The 12484-nt window shown below is 72.2% G+C and carries 9 protein-coding genes; 5 read left to right on the forward strand and 4 right to left on the reverse strand.

Annotated features, from left to right (window positions below; all coding sequences use genetic code 11):
* Positions 1-104 precede the first annotated feature (104 nt).
* Entirely contained in the window at positions 105-1589 is a 1485-nt protein-coding gene (locus tag AB0M47_RS13280) for a hypothetical protein (RefSeq protein WP_363412484.1), read from the forward strand.
* On the opposite strand, the gene AB0M47_RS13285 is transcribed toward AB0M47_RS13280, so the two are convergent.
* Positions 1586-2491 (reverse strand): hypothetical protein, encoded by a 906-nt coding sequence (locus tag AB0M47_RS13285; RefSeq protein ID WP_363412486.1) that lies wholly within the window; start codon positions 2489-2491, stop codon positions 1586-1588. The two genes, AB0M47_RS13280 and AB0M47_RS13285, sit on opposite strands and share 4 nt — an antisense overlap.
* Before the next feature lie 178 nt (positions 2492-2669).
* On the opposite strand from AB0M47_RS13285, the gene AB0M47_RS13290 reads away from it, so the two are divergent.
* Both AB0M47_RS13290 and AB0M47_RS13295 read left to right on the forward strand, forming a co-directional pair.
* A complete protein-coding gene (locus tag AB0M47_RS13290; protein ID WP_363412488.1) occupies positions 2670-7199 on the forward strand; it encodes a hypothetical protein in 4530 nt (1509 codons plus the stop codon).
* Positions 7200-7334: 135 nt separating this feature from the next.
* Positions 7335-7892 carry a hypothetical protein gene (locus tag AB0M47_RS13295; RefSeq protein WP_363412490.1) on the forward strand — a complete coding sequence of 186 codons (558 nt, stop codon included), beginning with the start codon at positions 7335-7337 and terminating at the stop codon, positions 7890-7892.
* Here AB0M47_RS13295 and AB0M47_RS13300 read toward each other — a convergent pair whose 3' ends face one another.
* On the reverse strand, positions 7893-8834 hold the full coding sequence (locus AB0M47_RS13300; protein ID WP_363412492.1) for a MarR family transcriptional regulator: 942 nt from the start codon (positions 8832-8834) through the stop codon (positions 7893-7895).
* 173 nt (positions 8835-9007) lie between these two features.
* Between AB0M47_RS13300 and AB0M47_RS13305 the strand changes: the two genes are divergently transcribed.
* Positions 9008-9265, forward strand: a complete 258-nt coding sequence (locus AB0M47_RS13305) for a hypothetical protein (protein ID WP_363412494.1) — start codon at positions 9008-9010, stop codon at positions 9263-9265.
* Positions 9262-10644 carry a serine hydrolase gene (locus AB0M47_RS13310; protein ID WP_363412496.1) on the forward strand — a complete coding sequence of 461 codons (1383 nt, stop codon included), beginning with the start codon at positions 9262-9264 and terminating at the stop codon, positions 10642-10644. Before AB0M47_RS13305 ends, AB0M47_RS13310 begins: the two co-directional genes overlap by 4 nt.
* 20 nt (positions 10645-10664) lie before the next feature.
* Here the strand turns inward: AB0M47_RS13310 and AB0M47_RS13315 are convergent, their stop codons facing one another.
* Positions 10665-11753, reverse strand: a complete 1089-nt coding sequence (locus AB0M47_RS13315) for a HAMP domain-containing sensor histidine kinase (RefSeq protein WP_363412498.1) — start codon at positions 11751-11753, stop codon at positions 10665-10667.
* Complete coding sequence (locus AB0M47_RS13320) at positions 11743-12399, reverse strand: response regulator transcription factor (protein ID WP_363412500.1); 657 nt, start codon at positions 12397-12399, stop codon at positions 11743-11745. The genes AB0M47_RS13315 and AB0M47_RS13320 overlap by 11 nt, the downstream gene beginning before the upstream one ends.
* Between the last annotated feature and the right edge of the window lie 85 nt (positions 12400-12484).

The raw sequence follows: 12484 nt of genomic DNA on the forward strand, positions 1-12484 counted from the left end.
GAGCCATCGAACGCCGTCGTCCTCCACGCGGCCATCCCCCGGGCGGCGGACGGAGCGTCGGATTGCCGATAGTGGAATCCCGGCGGTCGGCTAAGGTCCCCGCCATGGAGCAACCGGACGAGTTCCGGCAGCTTGCCGACTATCTCGGGAGGGACAGCGCCGACGCCGTCCGCGGCTGGTGCCGGGCCAACGGCCATCGCGTACGCGTGCCGCGGCCGCCCTGGCGGTCGTCGGACGGCTACTCCGGCGCGTCCCTGCACAGCCTCCTGGTCGACCGGGGCCGGGTCTCCTACAAGGTGCTCGTCAAACGCATCCCGCCGTGGCCGGAGAACCCGTCCTCGCCGGGCTGGCCGACGGGCGAACCCGCCCGGCATCGGTTCTTCCTCGACGACGACCCCACTGGTTTCGCCCGCGACCACCTGGTGGGGCAGCGGTTCGACGCGCTCACGACCCAGTCGGGCCACGTGCTGATGTTCCAGGACCTGGCGGCCGACGGCGGCACGACCGTCCCGCTGGCCGAAGTCCCACCCGAGCGCCTGGCCGACGCCTGCGCGCTCGTGCTCGACGGAGTGACCGGGTCCTGGAACGACCACCGGTTGTCCCGGCCGTCGGTCTCGGTCAGCCGGTTCCTCCAGGACGAGGTCGGCGCCACCGTCGCGTCCGGCGGAACGCTGAACGGCTGGGCCCGGCGAGCGGGACTGCTGGACATCCGCGACGCCTGGCTCATGGTCGATCCCGCCGGACCGGTCCTGCCCAATCCACTGCCGTCAGCCGCCGGGCACTGGTGGGACGGCGCCCCGCCCCGCATCGACGTGCTGAGCGGGCGTACGCACGGCGACCTGCATCTGCTGAACGTCCTGATCCCGGTGACGCCGGGCGGCGTACCCGATCTCGGGGCGTATCGGATCATCGATCTCGCGACCGCCCGGGAGACAGGGTCGCTGACCCGGGATCTGGTGACGATGCTGCTCTCGGCCGTCGGCGGCGGGCTGGACGGCTTGGACGAGGACCGTTGGCGACCGCTGATCCGGCATCTGCTGGACCTCGGGCGGGGTGACGGACCGGAACCGCCGTTCGCGGTGACGACGGCGTTGTGTGAAACCTTCGCCCGGACGGTGTCGCGGACCCGGACCGGGTCCACCGGTGCATGGCAGCTTCAGTACTGGCTGAGCCTGCAGGCGCTTGGGCTCGCCTTCACCGCGTACGCGCGGCTCCGCCCGGCGGTCCGCTGGTGGTTCTTCCAGCTGGCCGCCCACGCTGCGGGCGCGGCGTCGCGGGTGCTGGCCCCCGGCCGCGTCGCGCCGAGAACCGCTCGCCTGGTGCCGAACCCGTTCCCGGAGAGGGAGACCACGACCGACCAGACCGGTACGCCGCTTTCGGCGTACGACCGGAAGATGCCGGAACCGGACGACGAGGCTGGACTCGTCGCGCTCTTCAACGAGGCGGTCCGGCTGGAGGCGACCGACGCCGCGCTGGCGTTGCGGCGCTATCAGCAGGTGTTCGTGCGGGCCAGGGCGGTGCTGGGCGCGGACCATCAGGTCACCGTGCGGGCCGAGGCGGCCGTGCGCCGGTGGGATCTGCGCCGCTAGCCTTCCAACGGGTCGAGCTCGCCCCGCTCGTAGAGGTCCAGGGTCTGGTCCACACTGGCCATCAGCTCCTGGTAGGTCATGATCTCCAGACCCACCAGCCGGCTGCTGAAGGTACGCAGGGTGTTGCGGACGCCGTCCTTGACCTTCTCGGTCGCGTAGGCCGGATGTCCGATCAGGACGGTCGCGAGCGCCCGCTTGGACTCGACGCCGAGCTTCTCGCGGATCAGCCCTTCCTGCGCCTCCACCGTGTGCAGGTAGTTCATCGTCTTCTGGACCAGGCTGTCCACCAGCGGCCCGACCCGCAGACCGTCGTCGGCGCGGCCGATCAGGTCGGGCACGTTCGCCGGGCCGATGGTGACGAGGTGGATCGCGCCATCGGAGCGCATCAGCGCGAGGTCGACCGTCGTCAGGATCTCGATGTCCTGCAGGTCGACCGGCGGCATGTAGCGACCGCCGAAGACCCAGGGCTGCGCGCGGATCGCCGCCCGCATCTCGTCGGCCGTCCGCGTCCCGTCGTTGACCGCCTGATGCAGCGCCTTGGCGCCCTTACGGCGGCGGGCCAATTCGATCAGGCTGCCGAACCTGGTCGCGCCCTCCACTTCGGCCAGCGCCTTGGCCAGCGAGTCGTTCTCTACGACCGCGCCGAGGAAGCGCTGGAGCACCGGAAGGTCGCCGCGGCTGGCGGATTCGGCGAGCTGCTGGGTGAGCCCGTGGACGAGATCGGCCGCCGCACCGTCGCCACCCGGGCCGCCGCCGCTCTGCCCGGTCGACTCGGTGCTCAGCAGGGCCTGCAATCGGCGGATCTCCGGATCGCGCAAGCGATCCACGCCGTCCATTCGGCGGTCGGCGTACCGGCGTCGCCCGGCTCGGGCCGCGACGCCGGGCGGGTCAATCGGAATCATGATTGTCTGCGCGCGCACATCTCCCGGCTGGCGAGGCATGCGCCGCACTCTAGAGCAGAGTTCCGTATTCCCATCAGTCGTCATCACGACTCGCCGACGCACCGCCGGGACGAGTGACGCGGTCTACCATACGCGTCGGCATGAGAGTCACCGACGTTCTCTCGGAAGCAGGTTCTCGATGTCCGAAGCAGACCGCGGCCGCGTCCGGATCGGGACCGCCGACGGCTCCCCATACGCCGGAGCGGGCGTACTGATCGCCCCTCGCATGGTGCTGACCAGCTCGGACGTCTGTCCTCCGGGCGCCTCGCCGACGGTCACGCCGGCCGGCTCGGACCACCGGTACGCCGCCGAACGGATCTGGCCGCGCAACGGCGCGGAATCCGCGGTCGCGCTATTAGAGATCATCGATCACGAATGGGTGAATAGCGCGTTCATCACCCGATGGGGCGTACTCACGAGTAGCGACCAATGGATCACGTCGGTGCTGGACGGAGATCATCCGGTCGCGATCGAGATCAATAATTCAGCCACCCTTCCGGACGGTTCGCGAGAATGCCGGCCCGCTCTCTCCGACCAATTGCCCGCCGGTTCTGCTGTATATAGTGGACAGATCTTGGTGGGCGTGCTGGCCCGCCCTGGTGAGCCCAGACGCCGGCCCCTGGTGCGGCCGGTCGCCCCGCTGCTGGCCGACGAAGACTTCCGGGCGATCGTCGACCAGGCGGCCGGACGGCGGATCCGCCTCGAACCCGTCGAACTCGCCGGGACGATCCGGCGCTGGCGACCTGACCTGGACATCAGCCGGCCCGCCACGCTGCTGCTGCCGGAACACGCGGTCGTCCCGATGCACGGCCGGGAACTGCTGACGCATCAGATCCTTCAGTGGTGCGGCGAACGGCGTCCCAGCTCCGGCGCCCTGCTGGTCGGGCCGGCTGGGCAGGGCAAGCGGCGGCTCGCCCGCCACGTCGCGGACAGTCTGCGCGACGCCGGGTGGGCCGTGGGCGAACTCGCCGACCGTCCGGCCGGCGACTGGCTGGCCGGCGACTGGCTGGCCGGCGACTGGCTGGAGAGCGTGGCGCACTCCCGGTTACCGGTGTTCCTCATCGCCGACGCGGATCGGCATCTGCCGGCGATCACCGCGCTCGCCCGGACGGTGCTGCCGACGGGCGGCAGGGTGCGAGTGCTCCTACTGGCCGCCGATCCGTCGCTGCCGCCCGATCCGGCCCTCGACCTGCTGTTCGAGGCCCGGGTGCATCGGCTCGGCCCGCTCGCCACCGACGCGGAGGCGATGGCGCAGCGGCTCACCGAGGCGACCATCGCCTTCGGCGGCTTGCTGTCCCTACCGCCCGAGCCGTGGCTGCCCGGACCCGACGGCTGGCTCGTCGCCGGCGCACGCCGGTACGCCGCCACTCCCGACGCCGGCGACGCGCTCCAGCTCCACATGGCCGCGCTCGCGAGCCTGCTGACCGGGGCGTCGGACGACCGGCGGTCGGCGGTGGGCGTACTGCTCGACGAGGAGGAGTTCCGGTGGCGGCAGGCGACCGAGACGCTCCCGGCCGACGCGAAGACGTCGTGGTCCGCGGGGTTGGCGGCGGCTCTGCTGTTCGGCGCGGCCGACGAGGCGACCGCAGTGCAGACCCTGCGGATGACGATGCGCGGAGTCGCGGAGTCGGTGATCGGTGACACGGCGGCCTGGATTCGCGGGCTCTTTCCGCCCGACGACGCCGACGGACCGTTCTGGGGCACGCTGCGGCCCCGGCCGCTGCTGCTGGAACACATCGCGCAGAGCTGGGCGGGGTCGTCGCTGCTGGAGGCGATGCTGCCCTCGGTGGAACCCGAGCAGGCCCGCCGGGCGTTGTCCCTGCTGTCGGCCACGGAGGACGCCGCGTTGCTCGACCGGGTGGGCAAGCTCGCCGGCGACCGCGTACGCGAACTCGGCCCCGCACTGATCGAGGCGGCGTACGCACAGCCGGCCGCACTGGCCATCGTGGAGCGGATCGTCGACGACCCGGACAGCGATCTCACCGACGACCTCTGCCGGACGCTGCTCGACCGGGTGCCGGCGACCGCCGGGCCGCTCGCCGAGGTCGCCGGGCGGCTGCACGAACGGCTGATCACGGCGTACGAGGTCGCCGTGGAGGAGGGCCAGGATCGGGTTCGGCCCGCGCTCGCCGCGCAGCTGGCGGCGTACGCCGTGCTCCGATCCGAGGTCGGTTCGGCGACGGCTGCGGCAGATCTCGCCGGTCGGGCCGTCGAGCAGTATCAGTGGCTCGTCGAATCCGGCGACCGCGGCGCGGGCTACGTGATCTCGTTGGCCGAGAGCCGTCAGTTGTACGCCCGGCTGCAGGCCGGGGCCGGGCGGCCGACCGCTGCGGCCGACCTCGCCGGGCAGGCCGCCGGCGTCTACCGCACGCTCGCCGAGGCGACCGGTACGCACGGGCGCCCCGAGCTGGCGGACGCGTTGACCAAGCAGGCCGCGTACGCCGTCCAGGCAGGCGATCTGCCGGGTGCGCTGGCGGCGCTGCGGGAGGCGGTCGGCGTACTGGACGTGCTGGTCGACGGCGAGTCGACGGCCGACGCACGGTTCGACCTGTCGGGCCGGCTCGTGGACGCCGCGTCCCAGCTCGCCGAGGTGCTCTGGGACGACGGGCAGGCCACGGCCTCGCTGGCCGCGCGCGAGGACGCCGTGCGGGCCGCCCAGCGCATGTACGCCGTCGAACCCGCCACGGCTCGGCCGCTGCTGATCGACTGCCTGGACGCGGTCGCTCAGGCACAGTTCCAGCTACGGGGAGCCGAAGCCACCCTCGACGCGCTGCGGCGGTCGCTGCGGTTGTGCCGTGAAGCGGCCGAGGCAGACCCCGCCTCGGAGCTGCCGGCCCTGGCCTCGGCGGCGATGGCGCTGTCGGTCCGGCTCAGCGAGGCCGGGCAGCCCGCCGCCGCGCTCGACGCCGCGACCGAGGCCATCGAGGCGCTGACCCAGGCGGACAAGGCCGCCCCGGGTTCGGTCCTCGCCGAACTGGCTTTGGCCCAGCACACCTTGAGCCTGCGGCTGGCCGAGGCCGGTCGCTGGCGGGAAGCCGCCCACTCCGCCGATCAGGCGCTGACGGCGTACACCCGGGCACTCCACGATGGACGGACTGATCTCCGGACCGAATTCGCCGCCGCACTGGTCAACCGGGCCGCGATCCACGCCACCCGCGACCAGCACACCGAAGCCGCCCAGATCGCGCAGCAGGCGATCGGGTTGCTGTCGACGCAGCCGGCCCCGCGACAGCCAGGCGACGGCGGTGCGGCGAACCGGGTCCTGGCCGCCGCCTACACCAACGCGGCCGTGGCGCTCAGCCACCTCGGCCGGCGCGACGAGAGCCTCACCCTCGTCTCCCGGGCGGTGGAGACAGATCCGGCGGACATCCCGGCGACGGACCAGGTCCGGGCCCTCAGCCTGCACCGGGACCTGCTGATGGGCGCGAACCGGCCGAAGGACGCGGCGGACGTCGCGGCCCGGATCGTCGTCCTGTACGACCAGTTCGGTCCCCGCGAACCGGACGTCTACCGAGGCCCGTACGCGGTCGCCCTGCACGAGGCCGCGCGCTGCTTCGCCGCCTTCCGCAACTGGGATACCGCCATCGCGTACGCGCGCCGGGCCTCCACCGAGTACGCCGCCGATCAGCGCCCGGCCCGGCCGTGGCTGGACGAGCGGACCGCGGTCGCCATGCTCCTGTGCACCTGTTACGCCGAGACGAACCGGGGCGCGGAGGCGGCGGCCGCCGCCGAACGGGCGGTCGCCTTGCATCGGGAGGCGACCGGCGACGGGGAAGCCCGCGATCCGGCCGACCTGGCCGACACCCTCGACGCGGTCGCCGATCTGCCGATCGGCGCGCTGGGCCGCGACCTGGCCCGCTCGTACGCCGAACAGGCGGTCGCGCACCGCCGACCGGTCGCGATGGGCGGCAATCCCGAGCAGATGCGCAAACTGGTCCGGGCGTTGCGCCGGTTCGCCAAGCGGCAGGCCGAGGCAGCCGGGGCCGAGGAGGCGTTGCCGGCGGCGCAGGAGTCCGTGGCGCAGGCCCGGCTGCTCAAGGAGTTCTCCCGGATCGACGGCATGGCGGAGATCGCGGAGTGCCTGCGGGACCTCTCGGAGTACCTCGCGAACAGCGGCCGTGAAGCGGCCAGCCGGGACGCCGCCGCGGACGCCGCGCGCGAAGCCGCCGACGAGTACCGGATGCTCGCCGCCGACGACGCGGCCCGCTACCTCCCCGAGTACGCGGGCGCGCTGCTCGACCTGTCCCACCGGCAGGCCCGGCTCGACGCGTGGACGGACGCCCTGCTGTCGGCCGAGGCCGCCGCCGAGGCCCTGGAGCGCGTACCACCGGCGACGGTCGCCGACCGGGCACGGCTCGGCCAGATCCTCCTCCAGGCCGCGCTGTGCCTGAACGAGTTGCACCAGAAGGAACGGCAGTACGAGGTGGCCCTGCGCCTCGTGGGGCTCTACGACTCGATGGCGCGGGACGACCGGCGGTACCAGCACGATCACGCCGTGGCCCTGCGCAACCTCGCCGAGGTGCGCGCCGGCCGCAAGACCCTGCCCGACCGTCGCGACGCGGCCCGGCGGGCCGTCGAGATCCACCGCATCCTCGCCGAACGAGACTCGGTCCGCTATGACGCGGAATTGACGGCATCCCGGCGGACGCTGGAGACCCTGCGCCGCTGACCCGGCCTACTCATGGATCTGGAGACGCGGTTGACCACACAGCAGCCCACGATTCTGGCCCGGCAGATGGACGAGCTGGCCGGCACCCTCGCCACTCGCGTCCCGTAAGGCGATCCGGCTGCGTACGATCTTGCCGTGAGCGAGACCCCCACGCCCGCGTACCGTCACCTGCGCATCGGCTTGAGCATCGCGGCCCTGGCCGCGTCGGTGACCGCCACCGTCGGAGTCGCCCTGGCGGCCGACGACGTCACCGCGCTCCGCGAGGCGCGCGAGCGATGGCAGGACGTCGGCTTCCTGCTGATCAGCTGGTACGCGATCGCGGTGCCGGTCGGCACGCTCGCGTTGTCGGGGTGGGCGCGCCGGGTGGGCCGACCCGTGCGGCTGGGCTGGCGGAACGCGGGCCTGGTGCTGGGGCACGGGGTGGTGGTGGCGGCGCTCGCCGGGATCTTCGGCGACGTCGTGCCCGACTACCTCAGCGGCGGCCGGGGCGGTGGCGCGAAGGGCGCATATCTGACCTGGTTGATCGCGACGCTCCCCGCCTTCGCCGCCGTCGCGCTCGCGGGCGGGCTGTTCCCCGGCCCCGCTTCCCGTAAGACTCACGGCATCGTCGCCGGAGTCGCCGCCGTGAGCTGGATCTGCGGCGCGCTCCCCTTCCTCATCCTCATCGTCTACGCCTTCGCGAACCTCGCATGATCAGTGTGGGACGAGCGCCTGGCGTTGGGCGGGAGTGAGGCGGTCCGGCCGCGGGATGAGCGAATAGGTGGGCCCGATCGCTTGCAGCGCAAAGGGATCGGCGATCGCGGGTTGCCCGTCGATCGCGTCGAGGGCGGCGGTCGCCCGCTCCGGCGGCCAGCCGAGCGCGGCGGCGAGGTCGGCCGGGGTGAGCGGGCGGGCGGCGTACATCAGGGCGGCGAGCACGGTCAGCGCGTCGTAGACGACGGATTCGGCGAGCGTGCTGCCGCTCATGTGCTCGCTGAGGCGGCCGAAGAACTGGCCCATCCGGGCTAGCCGGGCCCCGGCCGTCGTGCCTTCGCCGAAGATCTCGATGCCGCGCCGGGTGGCGGTCGCGATCTCGGTGTGCGCGCCCGTGTCAGCCTGCCACGCCCGGAGCCAGACGTCGTCGTCGATGCCGTACCGCTCGCGGCGGCCGCTCACGTCCGGTCGGCGGACGACGAGGTCCATGGTTTCGAGGTAAGCGATCGACTTCGACACCGAGGCCGGGCTCACGTGCAACCGCGCGACCAGGTCCGCCGAGGTCAGACCGGCGGCGTCCGCGGTGAGCAGGCAGACGAACACCCGCGCGGTCATCCGCGGCAGTCCGGTCGCGGCCAGCAGGACCGCGAACTCGTCCACGAACTCGCGGGCCGGTTCCGTCCCGGCGGCGGTGGGCTCGGGCGGTCGCGCGGGCTTGCGCCGCCGCGCCCGGTCGCCGGCGACCTCCTGCGCGTGGTCGGCCAGATAATCCCCGGGTACGCCGTTGCGCGCGACTTCGCGGCTGATCGTGGAGGTCGGGCGGCCGAGGCGGCGGCCGATCTCGGCGTACCCGAGGTCGTCGGCGAGCCAGCGCGCGATCTGGCTGCGGTCCTCCGGCGTCAGCCTGGCTCCCGGCACCGGCGTCTCCTCTCTTGCGTTCACTCACAGTACAGTGCAACGTCCGTGGCCGGATGTTGCGTTCACCGACAATTCTGTTGCAATGATTGGCCTCTGGCAAGGGTTTTCTCACTTCACAGCGTTGCCTTATACCGAAACGCAACGTAGCTTTTCCGTAGCCGGAGACCTCCGGAGGGAACGTCGGAAAGGAAACCGTGATGCATGTGCTGGCCGTGTCGACCGTCTCGGACGACGCCAAGTTCTGGGGCGCGCTGAAGAAGGCGCACTCGAAGCTGCCCAAGGGTGCGAAGTGGGTGCTGGCGGTCGCCAGCAAGGACGGGGCCAAGGCGGTGAACGTGATCACGCACGATTCCGTCGCCGGCGTACGCGACTTCTTCGAGAGCTTCACCGGTGCGTACGCGACGACGGAGTATGCCGAGGCGGACGCCGCGAACGCGGTCGGGCTCCCCCGATGACGATCGACGTGCCCGGCCTGTCCGCCCGGATCGGCGACCTGCTCACGGCGTACGCCATCCCGAGCGCGGCGATCGGCGTACTCCGCGACGGCGAGCTGACCGAGTTCGCGGTCGGCGTCACGAACGTGGTCACCGGGGAGCCCGCGACGACGGACACCGTCTACCAGTGCGGATCGATGACGAAGACCTGGACCGCGCTGGCCTTCCTGCAACTCGTCGACGAGGGTGCGGTGGACCTCGACACCCCGGTACGCACCTACCTACCGGGCTTCGCGGTCGCCGATCCCGAGGTCAGCGCCACGGTGACCCCGCGGCACCTGCTCCAGCACACCAACGGGATCGAGGAGGCGTACGGCGATCCCGGCGAGGACGACGACGTCTACGAGCGGATGGTCGACGCCGTCGCCGACGCGCCGCAGGTCTTCCCGCTCGGTCACACGCACGGCTACAGCGCGGCCCTGGGGTACGCCGTCCTCGCCCGCATCCTGGAGGTCCACGACGGCAAACGCTGGGACGACGTCATGCGCGACCGCGTCTTCGGCCCGCTGGGGCTGACCAGTACCGGCAGCCGGCGCGAGCAGGTCGACGAGAGCCGGGCGGCGACCGGTCACCTCACCGTGTCGTTGACGGAGGACCCCATCGTCACGCCGGTGGACTACCTGCCGCGCGCCTTCGGCCCCGGCGGCAACGTCACCTCGACGGTCCGGGAGGTGCTCGCGATGGCGTACGTCATCCTCACCGAAGGGTTGGCACCCAACGGAAAGCGGATCCTCTCGGCGGAGCGCGTCCGGGAGATGAAGGAGTCGCGGGTGCCCGTGCCGGACCCCTACATGTTCGGGCCGGAGTGGGCACTCGGGCTCATCGTGTGCGACTGGCACGGCCAGACGGTGTACGCCAGCGACGGCAGCACGATCGGGCAGAACTCCCGGCTGCGCATCCTGCCCGAGGCGAACACGGCCATCGTGCTGCTGACCAACGGCGGACCCCGGGAAAGCTTCTACCGCACGGTGTTCACCGAGATCCTGACCGACCTCGGCCTGCCGGGCGTGCCGGATCTCCCGGCCCCGGACCCGGCGCTGACTCTCGACCCGACCCGGTACGCCGGGGTCTACGAGCGCCCCGGCGCCCGGTTCGAGGTGACCGCGGAGGACGGCAAGCTCCACCTGACCCTCGGGATCGATCCGATGCAGGCGGAGTTCCTCGGCAAGCCCGATCGTGTCACGTACGAGCTGCTGGCCGTCAGCGAGACACACTTCCTGGTGCCGCCGACCGACGAGCTGGAGGACACCCAGACGGTCGCGATCTACGACTTCGCCGGCGGTACCGGTAGCGCGCAGTACCTGCACACCAACTGCCGGGTGCACCCGCGCGTCGAGTGACGTCTTGTCACCAAGCGTGCTCAGGTTGCGGGAAAGCCGACCGTGACGGTGAGTCCCCCGTCCACATTGGGGCGAACGTGGAGGTCGGCGCCGTGGCTGCCCGCGATGGCACGGACGATCGCCAGTCCCAGCCCAGAGTTCGTCTGCGGATGGTCGGCCGGCTGCTGATCGGCTTGAAGGTAGGGGCTGAGGCGCTGGAACGGCTGCATGATCCGGCCGACGGCGTCGGGCGGCACGATCGGTCCGGTGTTGGCGACGGTGAGGACCGTACGCCCGGCGGTGAAGCGAGTGGCGACGTCGATCCGGCCACCATCCACGTTGTAGGTGGCGGCGTTGTCGAGCAGATTGCCGATCAGGCTGGACAGCTGCGTCGGATCGGCCCGGGACACCAGTGCCGGTTGGATGTCCGCACGTACGGTGAGGCCCCGGCTTTCGGCGGCGGAGCGGCGGGCGGCCACCGCGTCGGCGGCGAGCCGGGCCAGGTCGACCGGTTCGGCGGCCACCGGGCGCTGCTCCCCCTGCGCCAATGCCAGCAAGGCCCCGACCAGCCGCTCCTGTTGGTCCCCGAGGCGGAGCACTTCTTCGCACACCGCGCGGAGGGACGTCGCGTCCGCCTCGGGGTCGGCGAGCTTGACCTGGATCAGGGCACGTTGGACGGTCAACGGCGTACGCAGCTCGTGGGAGGCGTCGGCGACGAACCGCCGCTGGGCGGCGTACGCGCTGTCGAGGCGGGCGTACAAGCTGGTCAACGTGGCCGACAGGTCGGCGTACTCCTGGTATTTGCCGAGTTCGCCGTGGCCGGGCAGCCGATCCGCGGCCGCACCCCCGGCAGCGGTGGTGAGTTCGTGGAGCGGGCGGACCGCGCGGCCCGCGAGGAGCCACCCGATGGGACCGGCGGCGAGAGCGACCACGAGCAGTCCGAGCAGCGCGGCGAGGAGCACGGCCAGGGTGTTGTCCGGCGGCCCGGGCGGCGCGCCGTATTCCTCTGTGGATCCACCGGACCAGGCGCCGAGGCCGACCACGGCCAAGGGTCCCGCGCCGAGCGCGATCGCGGTCAGGGCATAGAGCACAGCGAGCCGCGTACGCAGTCGCGGCCGGTCAGCCTGCACGGTAGCCGCCTTCCCGGATCGTGGTGATGATCGGCGGCGGCCCGAGCTTGGCCCGCAGCCGGCCGAGCGTCGTCTTCACCGTGGTGGTGAACGGGTTGGCCGCCTCGTCCCACACGTGGTCGAGCAGCTCCTCCGCCGAGACCACCCGGCCGGGCCGGGCCATCAGGTACGCCAGCAGCGTGAACTCCTTGGCGGTGAGCGGCACCGGCCGGCCGGACCGGGTGACCGTCCGGCGGGCCGGGTCGAGTTCGACGTCGGCGACCCGCAACACCGGCGGCACCGGCGCGACGGACCGCCGGCCGAGCGCGCGGACCCGGGCGACCAGTTCCGGGAAGTCGAACGGCTTGGTCAGGTAGTCGTCGGCACCGAGGTCGAGCCCGGCGACCCGGTCGGTGAGCGTGCCCGCCGCCGTGAGCATCAGGACGCGGGCGGTCAGCCCGCGTGCGCCGACCTGACGGCAGACGTCGTCACCGGAGACGACCGGCAGCCCGCGGTCGAGCACCAGCACGTCGTACGCCGTGGCGTCCAGCCGGTGCAGCGCTTCGCCGCCGTCGGTCACCACGTCGACCGCCATGCCCTCGCGGCGCAGCCCGGTCCCGATCGTCTCGGCGAGCAGCGGGTGGTCCTCCGCGACCAGTACGCGCATCGGCCCAGCATGCCAGCCCGCAGGTGACACCGAGGTGACAGCGGGCGTGTGACCGGGCTGTCACCCGGTCCCGCGTAGAACTCGA

It is taken from the genome of Hamadaea sp. NPDC051192 (genome assembly GCF_040682475.1).
Lineage (GTDB): Bacteria > Actinomycetota > Actinomycetes > Mycobacteriales > Micromonosporaceae > Hamadaea > Hamadaea flava.

Excerpts from the sequence above, each read along its gene's own strand:
- AB0M47_RS13280 (WP_363412484.1), top strand. The coding sequence starts at position 105 with ATGGAGCAACCGGACGAGTTCCGGCAGCTTGCCGACTATCTCGGGAGG.
- AB0M47_RS13285 (WP_363412486.1), bottom strand. The coding sequence starts at position 2,491 with ATGATTCCGATTGACCCGCCCGGCGTCGCGGCCCGAGCCGGGCGACGC.
- AB0M47_RS13290 (WP_363412488.1), top strand. The coding sequence starts at position 2,670 with ATGTCCGAAGCAGACCGCGGCCGCGTCCGGATCGGGACCGCCGACGGC.
- AB0M47_RS13305 (WP_363412494.1), top strand. The coding sequence starts at position 9,008 with ATGCATGTGCTGGCCGTGTCGACCGTCTCGGACGACGCCAAGTTCTGG.
- AB0M47_RS13310 (WP_363412496.1), top strand. The coding sequence starts at position 9,262 with ATGACGATCGACGTGCCCGGCCTGTCCGCCCGGATCGGCGACCTGCTC.
- AB0M47_RS13320 (WP_363412500.1), bottom strand. The coding sequence starts at position 12,399 with ATGCGCGTACTGGTCGCGGAGGACCACCCGCTGCTCGCCGAGACGATC.